Annotated in this window: 16 protein-coding genes; 9 read left to right on the forward strand and 7 right to left on the reverse strand. The window is 61.4% G+C overall.

Annotation, left to right across the window (positions count from 1 at the left end):
• Positions 1-16: 16 nt before the first annotated feature.
• Positions 17-1,030 carry an AI-2E family transporter gene (locus tag NR164_RS27815; protein WP_046384871.1) on the reverse strand — a complete coding sequence of 338 codons (1,014 nt, stop codon included), beginning with the start codon at positions 1,028-1,030 and terminating at the stop codon, positions 17-19.
• 174 nt (positions 1,031-1,204) lie between these two features.
• Positions 1,205-1,504 carry a PsiF family protein gene (locus tag NR164_RS27820; RefSeq protein WP_017849707.1) on the reverse strand — a complete coding sequence of 100 codons (300 nt, stop codon included), beginning with the start codon at positions 1,502-1,504 and terminating at the stop codon, positions 1,205-1,207.
• Between the two features lie 144 nt (positions 1,505-1,648).
• Here NR164_RS27820 and NR164_RS27825 point away from each other — a divergent pair, with 144 nt between their 5' ends.
• Positions 1,649-2,536, forward strand: a complete 888-nt coding sequence (locus NR164_RS27825; RefSeq protein WP_169864645.1) for a DMT family transporter — start codon at positions 1,649-1,651, stop codon at positions 2,534-2,536.
• Positions 2,537-2,648: 112 nt separating this feature from the next.
• Here the strand turns inward: NR164_RS27825 and NR164_RS27830 are convergent, their stop codons facing one another.
• Positions 2,649-3,539 (reverse strand): triacylglycerol lipase, encoded by an 891-nt coding sequence (locus NR164_RS27830; RefSeq protein ID WP_177034491.1) that lies wholly within the window; start codon positions 3,537-3,539, stop codon positions 2,649-2,651.
• A gap of 176 nt (positions 3,540-3,715) precedes the next feature.
• Between NR164_RS27830 and NR164_RS27835 the strand changes: the two genes are divergently transcribed.
• Positions 3,716-4,246, forward strand: coding sequence for a bacterioferritin (locus NR164_RS27835; RefSeq protein WP_046384874.1), 531 nt, complete (start codon positions 3,716-3,718; stop codon positions 4,244-4,246).
• Positions 4,247-4,301: 55 nt separating this feature from the next.
• On the opposite strand, the gene NR164_RS27840 is transcribed toward NR164_RS27835, so the two are convergent.
• The gene (locus NR164_RS27840) at positions 4,302-4,658 is read right to left on the reverse strand and encodes a hypothetical protein (RefSeq protein ID WP_256823526.1); all 357 of its coding nucleotides are present in this window, start codon (positions 4,656-4,658) and stop codon (positions 4,302-4,304) included.
• Positions 4,659-4,950: 292 nt separating this feature from the next.
• Positions 4,951-7,020, reverse strand: coding sequence for an AsmA family protein (locus NR164_RS27845; RefSeq protein ID WP_256823527.1), 2,070 nt, complete (start codon positions 7,018-7,020; stop codon positions 4,951-4,953).
• 358 nt (positions 7,021-7,378) lie between these two features.
• Between NR164_RS27845 and NR164_RS27850 the strand changes: the two genes are divergently transcribed.
• Together NR164_RS27850 and NR164_RS27855 are read left to right on the forward strand one after the other, a co-directional pair.
• Complete coding sequence (locus tag NR164_RS27850; RefSeq protein WP_079442732.1) at positions 7,379-7,750, forward strand: hypothetical protein; 372 nt, start codon at positions 7,379-7,381, stop codon at positions 7,748-7,750.
• A gap of 160 nt (positions 7,751-7,910) precedes the next feature.
• On the forward strand, positions 7,911-8,543 hold the full coding sequence (locus NR164_RS27855; protein ID WP_046384878.1) for a TetR family transcriptional regulator: 633 nt from the start codon (positions 7,911-7,913) through the stop codon (positions 8,541-8,543).
• Between the two features lie 4 nt (positions 8,544-8,547).
• Here NR164_RS27855 and NR164_RS27860 read toward each other — a convergent pair whose 3' ends face one another.
• Positions 8,548-9,054 (reverse strand): C40 family peptidase, encoded by a 507-nt coding sequence (locus NR164_RS27860; RefSeq protein ID WP_026140377.1) that lies wholly within the window; start codon positions 9,052-9,054, stop codon positions 8,548-8,550.
• Positions 9,055-9,392: 338 nt separating this feature from the next.
• On the opposite strand from NR164_RS27860, the gene ureE reads away from it, so the two are divergent.
• From ureE to NR164_RS27885, 5 genes are all read left to right on the forward strand, one after another.
• Entirely contained in the window at positions 9,393-9,893 is a 501-nt protein-coding gene (gene ureE / locus NR164_RS27865) for an urease accessory protein UreE (protein ID WP_017849717.1), read from the forward strand.
• The gene (locus tag NR164_RS27870; protein WP_046384880.1) at positions 9,890-10,564 is read left to right on the forward strand and encodes an urease accessory protein UreF; all 675 of its coding nucleotides are present in this window, start codon (positions 9,890-9,892) and stop codon (positions 10,562-10,564) included. Before ureE ends, NR164_RS27870 begins: the two co-directional genes overlap by 4 nt.
• A gap of 9 nt (positions 10,565-10,573) precedes the next feature.
• The gene (gene ureG / locus NR164_RS27875) at positions 10,574-11,188 is read left to right on the forward strand and encodes an urease accessory protein UreG (protein WP_017849719.1); all 615 of its coding nucleotides are present in this window, start codon (positions 10,574-10,576) and stop codon (positions 11,186-11,188) included.
• Positions 11,189-11,210: 22 nt separating this feature from the next.
• Positions 11,211-11,783: a HupE/UreJ family protein gene (locus NR164_RS27880; RefSeq protein WP_079442730.1), complete on the forward strand. Its 573-nt coding sequence runs from the start codon at positions 11,211-11,213 to the stop codon at positions 11,781-11,783.
• 196 nt (positions 11,784-11,979) lie between these two features.
• A complete protein-coding gene (locus tag NR164_RS27885; RefSeq protein ID WP_256823528.1) occupies positions 11,980-13,101 on the forward strand; it encodes an AGE family epimerase/isomerase in 1,122 nt (373 codons plus the stop codon).
• Between the two features lie 126 nt (positions 13,102-13,227).
• Here the strand turns inward: NR164_RS27885 and NR164_RS27890 are convergent, their stop codons facing one another.
• A complete protein-coding gene (locus NR164_RS27890; RefSeq protein ID WP_017849722.1) occupies positions 13,228-13,992 on the reverse strand; it encodes an SDR family oxidoreductase in 765 nt (254 codons plus the stop codon).
• Positions 13,993-14,786 lie beyond the last annotated feature (794 nt).

The following is a 14,786-nucleotide window of genomic DNA, read 5'->3' on the forward strand; positions in this document are numbered from 1 at the left end:
GCAGTGTCCTCCCTCCTCAGACCATCCCGCCGAGCTTCAGCTCACTCTTCAGGTACGCATAGTAAATCGGCCCCGCCACCACGCCCGGCAGGCCGAACGCGGCTTCGAATACCAGCATCGCCAACAACAATTCCCACGACTTGGCACTGATCTGCCCGCCGACGATGCGCGCGTTGAGGAAGTACTCGACCTTGTGGATCACGATCAAATACCCCAGCGCCGCCACCGCGACCCAGATCGACAGCGACAGCGCGACGATGGTGATCAGGGTGTTGGACATCAGGTTGCCGATCACCGGCAGCAGGCCGAGCAGGAAGGTCAGCACGATCAGGGTCTTGGTCAGCGGCAGGTGAATCCCGCACAGCGGCAGCACCACGGCGAGGAACACGGCGGTAAACACGGTGTTGAGGGCAGCGATCTTGATTTGTGCGAAGACGATGTTGCGAAACGCCTGGACCAACAGGTGCAGACGATCGAACAGCGCGGCAGCCAGGGGTTTGCGCTTGGTCAGGTCGGGGATGCGCTGCAGCGCCATGATCGCGCCGAGCACCATGCCGATCAGCAGGGTGACGAACATGTGGGCGGCATCTTTGCCCACCAATTGCAGATCGCTGAGGTGTTTGCTGATCCAGTCGCCGATGGCCACCCGGAATTCAGCGGCGCTGGCGGGCAGGTAAGCGTCGAGGAACGGCGGCAGCTGGCCGCGCGCGCGGTCGACCACGCCCATGAATTTGTCGAGGGAGGCCCCGGGGTTTTCCGCTTCGTGGAGCAGGAAGCTGATCGCGCCGGCAAAGATCAGGGTCAACACGCTGACGATCAGGGTGCCGAGCAAGGCCACGGCCAGCCAGCGCGCACGCCGACCTTCGATCAGCCGTTGCAGTTGAGGGGTAAGCATGTTGACCAGTTCAAATACCAACAGCCCGGCCAGCAGGCTGGGCAGCAACTTCAGCGGCAGAACCAGCAGTAATCCGCCGAAAATGATGATGTAACTGGCCAGCAATAACACGTGACGCTGAGAAAACGTTGGCATACAGCCTCAAAACGAACGGCGTTAAAGGATGGGCAGTCTGCCAGCCTTGAGGCAATCAAGCGAGTGGATCGGTAGTCAATGCGATCAAGCGTGGGAGCGGGCTGGCCCTTCAGGTAGACCGGGGGGCCCCAGCCAGCCGCCCACATTTGATCTTCAGCGAGCGCGAACGCGCGATCAGCCTTTGAGACAGGTGCTCATGAACGTCTTGCGCGCATCGCCGGTCAGCGCCTTGGTTTTCGCCGAGGCATTGCAATCTTTCATCTTCTGCTGCTGCGGGGTCAGCGTCTTCGCATCATTGGCGGCGGGCGCCGACAGGCAGGTTTTCATGAACGCTTTGCGCTCGTCGCCTTTGAGCGTCTTGGTGGTGGCCTCGGCATTGCAGGTGGTCATTTTATTTTGCTGGGCGGTAGCGGCAAAGCCTTGGGAACACAGCAGCAGGCCCATCATCAACAACGGAATTCGCAGCATCTTCATGGAGTTTTCTCCCTGTTACCGCGCCGGAGGGCGCGGCCTACCGAGGAGTGTAGCCAAACCTTGTAACATCTTCACCGACTACGGATGTTCGCCCGTCAGTACTGCGCCATACTCCCGTCTCACCAACACCTTGGGTTGTTTTCAATGCAATACGCGTATCCCCTGCTGGCCATTTTCATCTGGGCCGGCAACACCGTGGTCAACAAACTGGCCGTGGGTTCGATCTTCCCCGCTGAAATCGGCTTCTACCGCTGGTTGCTCGCGGCGCTGCTGTTTACCCCGTTCATGCTCAAGCCGGTGATTGCCCAGTGGCCGATCATCCGCCCGAACCTGGGCAAGATTTTTATCCTCGGCGTGCTGGGCATGGCGGTGTATCAAAGCCTGGCCTATTACGCCGCGTCGCTGACCAGCGCCACCAACATGGGCATCATCCTGTCGCTGATGCCATTGATGGCGTTGACGGCGGCGATCATCAGCCTCGGCCAACGCCTGACCTTCGGCGCGCTGAGCGGCGCGGTGCTGTCGTTCGCTGGCGTGGCGGTGGTGGTGTCGTCCGGCAGCCTGGGCACGCTGCTGCAACACGGGGTCAACCTGGGCGACGCGATGATGCTGGTCGCCACCCTGGCCTACGCGGTCTACAGCACCTTGCTGAAAAAATGGCAGCTGCGCCTGCCGCCGTTGGTGTTGCTGTATCTGCAGGTGCTGGTGGCCGTGGTGGTGCTGTTTCCGCTGTTTCTGTACTCGGCCAAAGCCGGGTTGGTCTGGGCGAATATTCCGTTGGTGCTGTACGCCTGCCTGTTGGCCTCGATGCTCGCACCATTGGCCTGGATGCACTCGGTGAAAACCCTGGGGCCGAGCCGCACCACGTTGTTTTTCAACCTGCTGCCGCTGATTACCGCGCTGATCGCGGCGCTGGTGTTGAAGGAAGCGTTGGCGCTGTATCACCTGGTGGGCGGGCTGCTGACGTTGGGCGGGGTGATTTTGTCGGAGCGCTGGACTACGCCGGTCGGGCGTAAGCTGGGCGTTGCCTGAGCTATCGCTATCGGGGGCAAGCCCCCTCCCACAGTTGACCGAGGCGCCAGGGCGAACGCGGGCCAATGTGGGAGGGGGCTTGCCCCCGATGAACGATAACGCGGTGCATCTCCTACACCCCAGCCGCCTTGAGCCTCTGCGCATGCTCGACGAACAAGCGGATCGGCTCCGCGCCTTTGCCCACCAGCCCCAGCGACTGGTTGACGATATCGAAATGGTCGAGGGCGTAGTCATCGCCGATCACCGTGCCCAGGTGTGAGCTGTAGCGCCCGACCATGCCATCGCACTGGCCTTTCTCGCGCACGAAGCTGCGGGCGAACAAGCGGCAACTGCGATTCGTGCCATCGAGCAGGTTGCGCCCGCGATCGGTCTTACCCGGCTGCAAGGTGCCGGACCACGAGTAATAGCGCACGCCATTGACCTCTGCGGCGCCCTGCCCGCCCCATGTCTGCGGCAATCCCTGGGGATACTCACGATTGAACACCGCCACGCCGGCGCTGGTCAGCGACTGGTGCGAGGCGTGCAGGTCGGCCTTGAAGCGCGGGCCTCGGTAGCCGGTCTCCAGCAGGCTCATGACGGCGGCGACCAGATGAAACAGCGCGCTGACCATCCGGCCTTTGAGGCTGCCCCGGGGGTAATGGGTGTGGAAATAATCCGCCAGCTCCGAACCGTGATTGGGGCCGGCCACCGACGTCACCGAGGCGATCCACTGCGGACATTTGGCCGCGGCATAGCGCGCAGTGAGCGAACCCTGGCTGTGGCCGATCAGGTTGACCTTGTCGGCACCGGTTTCGCGGCGAATCCGCTCGACCTGCGCGAGCAACTGCTCGCCACGCACCTCGCTGGAATCGAGCGGCGCCACCTGCACCGCAAACACCTGCGCCCCGCCGGCCCGCAACGCCGGGACGATGCCGTACCAGTAAGGAAACAATCCCAGGCGCACAAACCCCAGCATGCCCGGCACCAGCACCAAGGGGTAACGCGTGGCTAACGACTGCGACATGAAGCGAACGTCCTTGATCAAGAAAGGATGAGCGCAGGCTAACCCAATCCGGCGACGGGCTGATGACATCTGCCGGCAAATCCAATAAAACTTTTTGCCCCGCCCACGACTCACAACTTGGAGCGATCACGCCGACAGAGCGTGGCGTAAAACCGGATTAGCCCCAGGAGGTTGAGATGACTGCAGCAAACCTGACTGACGTTGCGACCCTGCGCCAACGCGCCCGCCAGAACGTCGAAAACGGCGCCGTGACCGAAGGCTACGACGCCGACCGCGAAGAGATCATTCGCCTGCTCAATGCCTCGCTGGCCACCGAACTGGTCTGCGTGCTGCGCTACAAGCGTCACTACTTCATGGCCAGCGGCGTGAAGGCGCAGATCGCCGCTGCAGAATTCCTCGAACATGCGACCCAGGAAGCCGAACACGCCGACAAACTCGCCGAACGTATCGTGCAGTTGGGCGGCGAGCCGGAATTCAACCCGGACCTGCTGTCGAAGAACGCCCATGCGCAATACGTGGCCGGCAACAATTTGAAGGAAATGGTCTACGAAGACCTCGTCGCCGAGCGGATTGCGGTCGACAGCTACCGTGGAATCATCCAGTACATCGGTGACAAAGACCCGACCACCCGCCGCCTGTTCGAAGAAATCCTGGCTCAGGAAGAAGAGCATGCGGATGACATGGCGGATATTCTCGAAAGTCTGTAAATGGCTGCGCGTCTAAAAAGGGGGAAGCGGATTAGACCGCTTCCCCTTTTGACCGTCAGTTCGTCAGAAACCATGACAGGACCATTCCAGTGATGGAAAACAGTGTGAGCAGGAAGGGCATGACCATCCAGAGTTTGAGTCTTATGGGAATAGCTTTCACATCGTCAACGAGTACTAAACGTCTCCATTGAAAAGCCGCGGGCATAAGAATAACAAGGGCGACAGCGAAGAGTCTCTTCATCCTCCCCTCAAACAATCCGGCTTTGAACATGTGCTTGAACATCACTATAAATGTGCTGAACCGCAAATAGCTCTCGGCCTCTTCCAGCTTTGTATACATAGAATAAAAAGATATAGGGAAACTCAGCATCATAATAACCCCCGAGACTATCCCCATGGACTCAAGCGTCATTGCCCACTCCCTGAAACTTTGTAAAGGAGGGAGCCTATTTGCTCACCGGTGTGGCTACCTAAAGTGCCCACGGCTACGCCCTTTATGGCGATAAACACATAAGGCTCCTGCATCGCGTCCACCTCCAAGTGACTGTGACCGCCGACTATAAGAAGGCGCCGCAGGAGGTATAAGGGGAATCAGGGGCGGATTTGCTGTTTCAGAAATGAACTACGCAAGACCAGGAGCACACTTACAGCACCGCCATCAAAAAGGCGCCCCTAGGGGCGCCCTTTCTTACGACTGCGCCGAATCAACCTTTCACGGTCTTCGGCGCCTTGCCTTCCTTCATCTGCTGCAACAACGGCGCGCACTGATTGGGCACGTCGCCGCTCGGCGCGACCAGTGCCAGCAACCCGGCAGCCGGGCCGGCGATCACGCCCAGCGCGACCATGCCGGCGCCACGCAGTGCCAGGGGGATGGCTTTCACGCCGGCATTCGGTTTGATGAACGGACCGTTCACATACAGCGGTGAGCGCAGCGAGAACAGGCGGAAGCCTTTCGACTCCGGGGTGATGGTCAGGTCGAGCTGCTCCGAGGCCATGTTCGCCGTGCCATCGATATAGACAATGGCGTTCTCGGTATCGAACACAAACAAGCGCGTGGTCGCGAGCCCGGTCTTGATGCCGAAGTCGGCCGCCGCGCAGTTGATCTTCACTTCCTTGTCGCCAAACAGGCGCCCGACGACGTAGTTGCCTACGTTGAGCCCGACGATTTCCATCAGGCCCCGGCTGATGGCGCCGTCGTTGATCAGCATCTTCAGGTCACCGTTGGCCGAGCCCAGCAACGCCGCCACCGAGTTGCCACGCCCGGCAATATCAGCATCGCCGTTGAGTTCGCCAAAGCTGGTTTTCATCGGCTCGAAGGTCGGGAACAACTGTTTGAGCTTGAAGTTGCGCGCGGTCAATTTGGCGCGGCCTTCCATCGGCGTGATGCGCCCGTTCAGGCGGATCTGTGCATCGAGCTTGCCGCCGGCCACGCCGAACCGCAGGGGTTGCAGGCTCAGTTCGCCATCCGTCAGCACCAAGTGCGTATAGAGATCGGTGAAGGGCAAGTCGGTGCTGTGGACGATGCGTTTGCCGGTGAATTCCACGTCGGCATCCATGTCACGCCAGCGCTCGGTGCGGAACGCTTCCACCGGCAGCACTTTGGTCGCCGGTTGCTTGCTCATCCCGCCACGGGCTTTTTGCTTGGCGTTGGAGTCGGCACCGATCAAGGGCGCAAGGTCAGCCATCAGCAGTTGGTTGGACACCAGCGTGCCGCTGAGTTTGGGCCGCGGCTGGCTCGCGACGTAGGCCAGGTTGCCGTGGATGTCGCTGTCGCCGATCTTGCCGTTGAAGTTGTCGTAGCGGAACGTCGCGCCGCTGGCTTGATGCAGTTGCGCGATCAGGCGCCCATCGGTGGAATAGGCCGGCGAGTCCGGCAGGGTGACGCCGGTCAGCGGGTACAGGTTGCCCAGGCTGGCGCCGGCGAGTTTCAGGCGCAGGTCCAGGGCACCGAGGTTGAGCGGGTCGGTCAGGGTGCCGGCCACGGCGATGCGGGTGTCGGCGACGCTCACCTGGGCTTGCAGCGGAAACGGCTTGGCCGCGTCCTGCAAGGCGAGCAGGCCGCCGATCTTGCCGCTGCCGTCGAGTGTCTGCCCGTGGTAGCGACCTTTGACCTTGAGGCCGAACGCGTAGTCCTGGGGGGCCGCGCCTTTTTCCAAGACCTTTTTGGCATCCGCATCGCCGACGATTTCGTTAAACGGAATGGGTTTGCCCAGCGGGTCGATGATCACGTCCAGTTGGGTTTTGAGGGTCTGGTCGTCGAGGGTCACGTGGCCCTTGTCGAAGCCGATGGCACCGATGTCCACCATCCAGGCGGAGGGTTCGGCGTTAGGGTCCTTGGGATCGAATGTGAACACCCAGTTGGCGCGCCCATCGGCCAGGCGCTGCAACTCGGCGCTCGGTTCGACGAGGTCGATACGCGGGATCACCACGCGCTGCACCAGCAAGGCCAATGGCGAGATACGCAGCTCCACACGCTTGAGCGTGACCATCTGCGGGGTTTTCGACCAGTCGGGGTTGCCCAGGCTCAGGTCTTCGGCAATGACATGGGGCCAGGGCACCCAGGCGCGCCAGCCGCCCTCGTCCAGTTCACGGCGCCACACCACCGCCAGGTTGCCATTGATGGCGAACGGGCGATGCAGTTCTTCGGAAACCTTGGCATTGAGCGGCGGTTTGATGCGGTTCCAGTCGAAGAACAGCAAAAACAACACCACCACGGCGATTGATAGAACGATGCTGGCGCAGCACCAAGCGACGATTTTACGAGTGCGCGTCATTGCACAGAGCTCCTGAATACGACTGGCTGAGTCACGGCCCTTGAGACAGCTTATACAGCTAGGACTGGCAAACCCTCCCGGGGTTTAACCCAATCAACGTTTTGCCGGAAAAAATCCATTTTTCTGACCACTTCGACAGATTTATCCCACTCCAGCGCACCATTGTTACCCAGGCGCGTGTCGAAAATACCCAGCACGGTGCAAAACCGCGGGCTTGAGAGGCTCGACTTAGAGCCTCCCATGGGAACAATCAATTCCGTTGATTATTACCATTGGGTTTATGAACTTTTATATCGACTTATCGAGAGTAGCATTAGCCCCGTACCCACTTAATCGCCCTCCCAAGGAGCAACCGATCATGAAACGCCAAGTACTCGCTACCGTGCTGCTGTCCGTCCTGGCATCCAGTGCCTTTGCCCTGCCGGCCGCTGAACAAGCGATCCCACAAGCCAAAGCCGATGCCGTTCAATTCAGCCAAACCCTCGCCCGTAGCGGGTCGCAAGAACAAGAGAACCGTGACTACGCCAAAGGCGCCGTTGCTGAAAATGGTTCGGAACAAGCCAACAAACGCGCTTACACCGAAGGCGTGACCGAAAACGGCCACAACCGCCTGGAAGAAAAAGGCCTGGTTGAAGGTGGTGCTGAACTCGCCAACAAACGTGCCTATACAGAAGGTGTTGCTGAAGGCGGTGCCGACCGTCTGCAAGACCTGCATCAAGCTCAGAGCTAAGCCTGTGGTGGCCCGGAAAAAAGCCCGATCCCTGGATCGGGCTTTTGACTTTCTGCACAACGTGTCACGTATCCACGCCGCAATGCCCTGCCAAGTTCGACGTCTATGAAGCGGTTTTGCTAGAGTGCGTCGCTGTACTTGCCGACAAAGCCCGCCCGCCATGCTGCCCCGTGCCGAACAGAAGCAACAGACCCGCCTCGCCCTGATGGACGCTGCCCGCCATCTGATGGAGTGTGGCCGCGGGTTCGGCAGCCTGAGCCTGCGGGAAGTGGCCAAGACAGCCGGGATCGTGCCCACTGGGTTCTATCGTCACTTTGCCGACATGGACCAACTGGGCCTGGTGCTGGTCAGCGAAGTCGGCCAGACCTTCCGTGCCACGATCCGCCTGGTGCGCCACAACGAATTCATGATGGGCGGCATTATCGATGCATCCGTGCGGATCTTCCTCGATGTGGTCGCGGCCAATCGCTCGCAATTCCTGTTCCTGGCCCGCGAACAGTACGGTGGCTGCCTGGCTGTGCGCCAAGCCATCGGCGCTCTGCGCGAAGACATCACCAGTGACCTGGCCGCCGACCTGACCCTGATGCCCAAGCTCCAGCACCTGGACGCCGACGGCCTGCACGTGATGGCCGACCTGATCGTCAAAAGTGTGTTCGCCACCCTGCCCGACATCATCGACCCGCCCGCCCACGCGCTGCCCGCCCACCTCACGCCCCAGGCGAAAATCACCCAGCAGTTGCGCTTCATCTTCATTGGCCTCAAGCACTGGCAGGGCCTCGGCAGCACCGAGTAAGCCGTCAACCCGCCGTGTGGAAACGCTTGGCGCCGGTGTAGTTCTTGTTCCAGTAGTTGTTGCTCAGCGAATCGATCCGCACATTCTTGCCGGCCCGCGGCGAATGAATGAATTTCCCTTCGCCGATATACAGCCCCACATGGCTGACCTGACCGCGCCCGTTGCCTTTGAAAAACACCGCGTCCCCCGGCTTGAGCTCGTTGCGCTTGACGGTCGCAGCCGTTGAACGGTGCATCGCCGCCGTCGTGCGCGGGATGTGAATGTTGGCTTCGGTCTTGAACAGGTAGACCAGGAAACTACTGCAATCAAACCCTTGCTCGGCCGAGGTGCCCCCCCATTTGTACGGGGTGCCCAGCAGGGCATGGGCGCGGTCGACCACATTCGCCACCGAAGACGTTGGAACACCAGGCAGCGAAGAGCCGAATGTCGATTGGGGTTTCAGGTTGGCCGAGGCCGATGAGATGACGCAGGAAAGACTGAAAAGGATTAAAAAGAAAAGTGACTTGAACATTGATGAATCGCCGTGGTGTTAAGACGGCGCAAATCCTAAAGAAACAGCGCGTAACTTTTTGAACGCGGAATCCGGATACCGCGTAGGAGAAATCTGAAAAAACACCAGTGCGAATTAGATGAGAGAAATTTCATGCAAAACCGCACACCACATCCACACACAACGCCCCCATCCAGTGCCACACCTCCAGACGCGCACCAAATTGAAGCATAAAGGCGCTGACTGACGCCCTATTCGGTGGCATCGCTGCGCTCGCCTTCAGGGAATTCCTACTCCTGCGCGGGATTGGCAAGCCCCTTGCTCTAGCTCTCTTATCGCTCATAGCTGGAAGCCTTCTGATGCTGGTGATCCACCGCCGAATCGCCCCGCAAGCCCTCTGGGCCGCCGAGTTGCTGCTGAACTTCGAAGCACGCAGCAAAAGCCGCCTGCGCTGTTTCAGTGCCGACGGCGAAGACGTCGGCCTGTTCCTGGAGCGTGGCCAGCCGCCGCTGCACGATGGCGAGTTCCTACAGGCTGAAGACGGACGTGTAGTACGCGTCTGCGCGCGCCCTGAACAACTGCTGCACGTCACCTGTCGCAACGCATTTGAACTGACCCGCGCCGCGTATCACCTGGGCAATCGCCACGTGGCCTTGCAAGTAGGCGACGGCTGGCTGCGCCTGCTAGATGATTACGTGCTCAAGGCCATGCTTGAACAGCTGGGCGCGCGGACCGAAACCCTCGAAGCGCCATTCCAGCCGGAACACGGGGCCTACGGCGGCGGCCACCACCATTCACGCCATGGCGATGAAGATTTCAACTACCCGCCGAAGCTGCATCAGTTCGGCGTGCGTTTATGAACCCAGCCTGGGCGCTGCTGCGTCTGGCCAGTCCGCAATTGCCGATTGGCGGCTACAGCTATTCCCAGGGCCTGGAAATGGCCGTGGAGAATGGCCGCGTCAAAGACGCGGCCGGCGCCCGCCGCTGGATCAGCGACCAGTTGCTGCTCAACCTCGCCCGCTTCGAAGCGCCGCTGTTGCTCGCGCATTGCCGCGCCGCCGTGGCCGGCGATTGGTCGCAGCTGACGCAACTGTGTGAGGAACACCGCGCCAGTCGCGAGACCCGCGAGCTGTATCAGGAGAGCCGGCAGATGGGGTACTCCCTGCAGCAACTGCTCAACGGCCTGCCGGAACTGGACGACGCGGCCCGTGATTTTCTCGCACAACACACCGAGCCGCATCTGGCGCTGGGCTGGGCCCTGGCCGCACGCGCCTGGGGCATCAGCCCCGACGACGCCCTCGCCGCCTGGCTGTGGAGCTGGCTGGAAAACCAGCTGGCCGTGCTGATGAAAACCCTGCCGCTCGGCCAGCAGGCCGCCCAACGCCTGACCAGTGAACTGCTGCCCCTGCTGCAACACGCCCAGCAGGACGCCAGCCACATCGACCCCAACCATTTCGGCAGCGCCGCGTTCGGCCTGTCCCTGGCGTGCATGGCCCACGAGCGCCAGTACAGCCGCCTGTTCCGTTCCTAGGAGAAGCACATGAACACACAACCTCTGCGTGTCGGCATCGGCGGCCCGGTGGGCTCCGGCAAGACCGCCCTGACCCTGGCCCTGTGCCTGGCCTTGCGTGATCGCTACAACCTGGCGGTGGTCACCAACGACATCTATACCCGCGAAGATGCCGACTTCCTGGTGCGCAACCAGGCCCTGGCGCCCGAGCGCATCATCGGTGTGGAAACCGGCGGCTGCCCGCACACGGCGATCCGTGAAGACGCCTCGATCAACCTGGAAGCGGTGGACCAACTCAACCGGCGCTTTCCCGGCCTGGACCTGATCCTGGTGGAGTCGGGCGGCGATAACCTGTCGGCGACGTTCAGCCCGGAACTGTCGGACCTGACCATCTATGTGATCGATGTGTCCGCCGGCGATAAACTGCCGCGCAAGGGCGGCCCCGGCATCTGCAAATCCGACCTGCTGGTGATCAACAAGATCGACCTGGCGCCCTTGGTCGGTGCCTCGCTGGAACTGATGAACAGCGACACCCAACGCATGCGCAACGGTAAACCCTTTGTGTTCAGCAACCAGAAAACCGGCGTCGGCCTGGATGAGATCGTCGCCTTCATCGAACGCCAGGGCCTGCTGACTGCAGCCTGATCAACCCATAAGGAACCTGTCCATGCGCCTGAAAAAACTCTTCGCTGCCGCCGCCCTGCTGCTCGCACCCGCCTTGGCCTTCGCCCACCCGGGTCACGGCGACAACGGCCTGGTGGCGGGTATCAGCCATCCATTGGGCGGTCTCGACCATTTGCTGGCCATGCTGGCGGTCGGCTTGTGGGCCGCCCAGCAAAAAGGCGCGGCGCGTTGGGCGCTGCCCTGCACCTTCGTGGCCACCCTGTTGCTCGGCGGCCTGTTGGGCTTTGAAGGCCTGGCGTTGCCGGCGCTGGAAAGCGGGATTGCCGCGTCGGTGCTGGCCCTGGGCCTGGCGGTGGCGCTGGCGGTGCGCCCGCCGTTGTTCATGGCGCTGGGGGCGACGGCCTTGTTCGCGCTGTTCCACGGCGTGGCCCATGGTTTGGAGCTGCCGGACATGTCCAGCCCTTGGGCGTATGCCGCCGGATTTGTCGGCGCCACCGCTGTGTTGCACGCCGCCGGTTATGCCGTGGTGCGCTGGCTGCCGACTGCGGCGGCGCCGTTGGTGCGGGTTGCCGGGGCGGCTTCGGCGGCGACTGGGGTTTGGTTGCTGGCTGGCTGATTTGCGGCGCGATTAAGCGCCTCATCGGGGGCAAGTCGAATCGTCGCACCGCCCCTCCCACATTCGCTTGCATTCCAAAGTTGGAACTCGGTCGAATGTGGGAGGGGGCTTGCCCCCGATAGCGGTGGCGCAGACACCACCGTTCCCAAGCCTGCTACCATGCGCGCCTACACCCCTGCCGTGACGACGCCAGCCGATGCCCATCGCTCCAAGCTCCGCCCTTCAGCCTTCCTTGAATGCCGTGCTCACGCACTTCCATGACCTGATCGTGCCGCTCTGGCAGGGCCCGGGCTGGAACGCCGAGCTGGCGCTGCCCTACGAGGCGCTGGACGCCGACCACCGGCCGCTGCCGCCGCAACGCTACCGCGCCATGGCCTGTGCCCGGCAGTTGTACCTGTTCGCCAGCCTGATCGGCGAACCCGGCGCAGCCTTTGCCGAAGAACGCGCTGCCGTGTTGTTCCGCTCGCTGCAACGGCATTTCCACGACGCCGAGCACGGTGGCTGGTTCTACAGCATCGACCCCGCCGGCCAGCCGCTGGACAAGCGCAAGGACCTGTACACCCACGCGTTCATCATCTTCGCCTGCGCCCATTACTGGGCCAAGGTACGCGAACCGCTGGTGGAGTCGGTGTTGAATGCGGCGCTGGAAGTGGTCGCCCAACGTTTCGCCAGCGGCGATGGCCTGTACGAGGCGGTGCTGGAGCGTAATTGGTCGTCCCTCAAGTCCGGCCCATTGCAAAACCCGCTGATGCACCTGGCGGAAGGCTTCCTCGCCACCCTGGCGGTGCGTGACGACGCCGCGGTGCAAACCGCATTGCTGGCCTTGGCGACGGCCATGCAGCAGCGTTTCATCGAGCGCCAGCACGGCGTGATGATGGAAAAACCGCTGGGCGCTGTGGATAACTGGTTTGAGCCGGGGCACCAGTTCGAGTGGTTCTTCTTGCTTGAGTCTTCCGACGTGCTGCGCGGCACGCCGCTGCATGCTTCGCTGACGCGGGCCTTTGCCTATGCCGAGCAAACGGGTGTGGATAACCGGACCGGCGCGGTCAGCGGCATGCTCGCCCTGGACGGCAGCGTGCGCGACGGCACCCAACGCATCTGGGCCCAGGCGGAATACCTGCGCGCACTGACCTTGCGGCCGGGCAGCGAAGCCGTGCTGCAGCGCCAGTTGCTCGCGTTGCAGCAGCACTTCCTGCATGCCAAGGGCTGGAATGAATGCCTGGATGCCCAGGGCAGCGTGAGCCGACGGGATATGCCGTCGACCACGCCGTATCATCTGGCGACCTGTTATCAGGGGTTGGTCAAGGTTCTCGGCTGACCTCAGGGCCTCATCGGGGGCAAGCCCCCTCCCACATTTGAAGGTGGTTCACAGATCTTGATGTGTGAACCCAATTCAGTGTGGGAGGGGGGCTTGCCCCCGATGCAGGCGACTCGGTCTAACGCCTTACTTGGCCCCACGCTCAATCGCAAACCCGGCCCAGCTCTGGCTCACCGGCATCAGCTCAAGACGGTTGATGTTGACGTGCGCCGGGGTGTTCAGCACCCAGAAGATGGTGTCGGCGATGTCCTGCGGCTGGATCGGCTCGGCGCCGGCATAGGTGGCGTCGTAGCGCGCCTGGTCGCCGCCGAAGCGCACCAGGGAGAACTCGCTTTCACACAGCCCTGGCTCGATGTTGGTCACACGCACGCCGGTGCCTTGCAGGTCGCAGCGCAGGTTCAGCGAGAATTGCTTCACGAACGCTTTGGAGCCGCCATACACGTGGCTGCCCGGGTACGGGTAGCTGCCGGCGATGGAGCCCAGGTTGATGATCCCGGCACCGCGGCCATAGGCGATCAGGCGCGGCAACAGCAGGTGGGTGGTGGTCAGCAGGCCCTTGATGTTGGTGTCGACCATGGTTTCCCAGTCGTCGAGGTTGCACTTGGGCGCGGGATCGGTGCCCACGGCCAGGCCGGCGTTGTTGATCAGCCCGCGCAGCTTGGCGAACGCGGGCGGCAGGCCGGCAATCGCCGCTTCCATGCCTTGACGGTCACGCACGTCCACCACCAGGCCGTGTACTTCGGTCTGCTTGGAAAGCTCTTCGACCAGCGCGTTCAGACGCTCGGCACGACGACCGGTGAGCACCAGTTTCCAGCCAGCTTCGGCAAACCGACGGGCGCAGGCTTCGCCGAAACCTGAAGTTGCGCCAGTAATAAACAGCGTGTTGGACATGGTGTTCTCCTTGCGGGCATCGGAAAAAATAAGCCAGCAGAATGCCCTTACACCGTCGTCGCGGCAACCGCTATGCACATCACGCCATGCACGCCTGATCAGTTTTTAACCAAACCACGCAAAGCCTTACACACCGTGGCCTGCAGCCATATGCGCGCAGGTTATCCACAATTGCGCCCACAGTCTTTGGGGGCAAGTGCAAAAAGCCCAGAGCCGCTGTGTACAAGGCTTTCAGGCGGTTTTGCAAAGTTTTTTGCTTGACCTGGACGAGGCGGTATGTAGGCCCATGCACGAGAGGAAAAACCGAACGATGGCTCCAGGCCAGTCATTCCGGCCTCTGCGGGCGTCTTTCCAGAGTTTAACCACAGACTTATCCACAGGTTGGACAGACATAATCCGGTCATATACCTGTGTCTTTAAACAGGTTGACAAACCCCTCGGCAGGTCGCCAAAAAGCCACTGATCAAAAAACAACCATCACGCTGCAGGCCACGTAATCAAAGGCTTTCAGCCAGCTACTCCCACGTTACCCACAGCCGGTTCCACAGCGGATGGGGACAAGTCAAAACTGTGACAAAACAGCGATTTGCGGCGGCTATCTGTCGCGCTTTGGAAGGTGGCCGGATTTGTTTTCCACAATTTGGGATCGCACTTGTGAACACCACAAAAACAAATGTGGGAGGGGGCTTGCCCCCGATGGCGGTGGGTCAGTATCAGGTGTTCTGACTGATACACCGCCATCGGGGTGTACAGACGGAGACATCCTTTACAAACGAGACCGGGGACATCCTTTA

Origin of the sequence: Pseudomonas sp. Pse79, from assembly GCF_024519615.1 — a bacterium.
Classification (GTDB): Bacteria; Pseudomonadota; Gammaproteobacteria; order Pseudomonadales; family Pseudomonadaceae; genus Aquipseudomonas; species Aquipseudomonas veronii.

Coding starts and splice junctions, on each gene's coding strand:
- NR164_RS27835 (WP_046384874.1), top strand. CDS start 3,716: ATGACTGCAGCAAACCTGACTGACGTTGCGACCCTGCGCCAACGCGCC.
- NR164_RS27870 (WP_046384880.1), top strand. CDS start 9,890: ATGAACCCAGCCTGGGCGCTGCTGCGTCTGGCCAGTCCGCAATTGCCG.
- NR164_RS27840 (WP_256823526.1), bottom strand. CDS start 4,658: ATGACGCTTGAGTCCATGGGGATAGTCTCGGGGGTTATTATGATGCTG.
- NR164_RS27815 (WP_046384871.1), bottom strand. CDS start 1,030: ATGCCAACGTTTTCTCAGCGTCACGTGTTATTGCTGGCCAGTTACATC.
- NR164_RS27860 (WP_026140377.1), bottom strand. CDS start 9,054: ATGTTCAAGTCACTTTTCTTTTTAATCCTTTTCAGTCTTTCCTGCGTC.
- NR164_RS27855 (WP_046384878.1), top strand. CDS start 7,911: ATGCTGCCCCGTGCCGAACAGAAGCAACAGACCCGCCTCGCCCTGATG.
- NR164_RS27890 (WP_017849722.1), bottom strand. CDS start 13,992: ATGTCCAACACGCTGTTTATTACTGGCGCAACTTCAGGTTTCGGCGAA.
- NR164_RS27885 (WP_256823528.1), top strand. CDS start 11,980: ATGCCCATCGCTCCAAGCTCCGCCCTTCAGCCTTCCTTGAATGCCGTG.
- ureE (WP_017849717.1), top strand. CDS start 9,393: ATGCTGGTGATCCACCGCCGAATCGCCCCGCAAGCCCTCTGGGCCGCC.
- ureG (WP_017849719.1), top strand. CDS start 10,574: ATGAACACACAACCTCTGCGTGTCGGCATCGGCGGCCCGGTGGGCTCC.
- NR164_RS27830 (WP_177034491.1), bottom strand. CDS start 3,539: ATGTCGCAGTCGTTAGCCACGCGTTACCCCTTGGTGCTGGTGCCGGGC.
- NR164_RS27845 (WP_256823527.1), bottom strand. CDS start 7,020: ATGACGCGCACTCGTAAAATCGTCGCTTGGTGCTGCGCCAGCATCGTT.
- NR164_RS27880 (WP_079442730.1), top strand. CDS start 11,211: ATGCGCCTGAAAAAACTCTTCGCTGCCGCCGCCCTGCTGCTCGCACCC.
- NR164_RS27820 (WP_017849707.1), bottom strand. CDS start 1,504: ATGAAGATGCTGCGAATTCCGTTGTTGATGATGGGCCTGCTGCTGTGT.
- NR164_RS27850 (WP_079442732.1), top strand. CDS start 7,379: ATGAAACGCCAAGTACTCGCTACCGTGCTGCTGTCCGTCCTGGCATCC.
- NR164_RS27825 (WP_169864645.1), top strand. CDS start 1,649: ATGCAATACGCGTATCCCCTGCTGGCCATTTTCATCTGGGCCGGCAAC.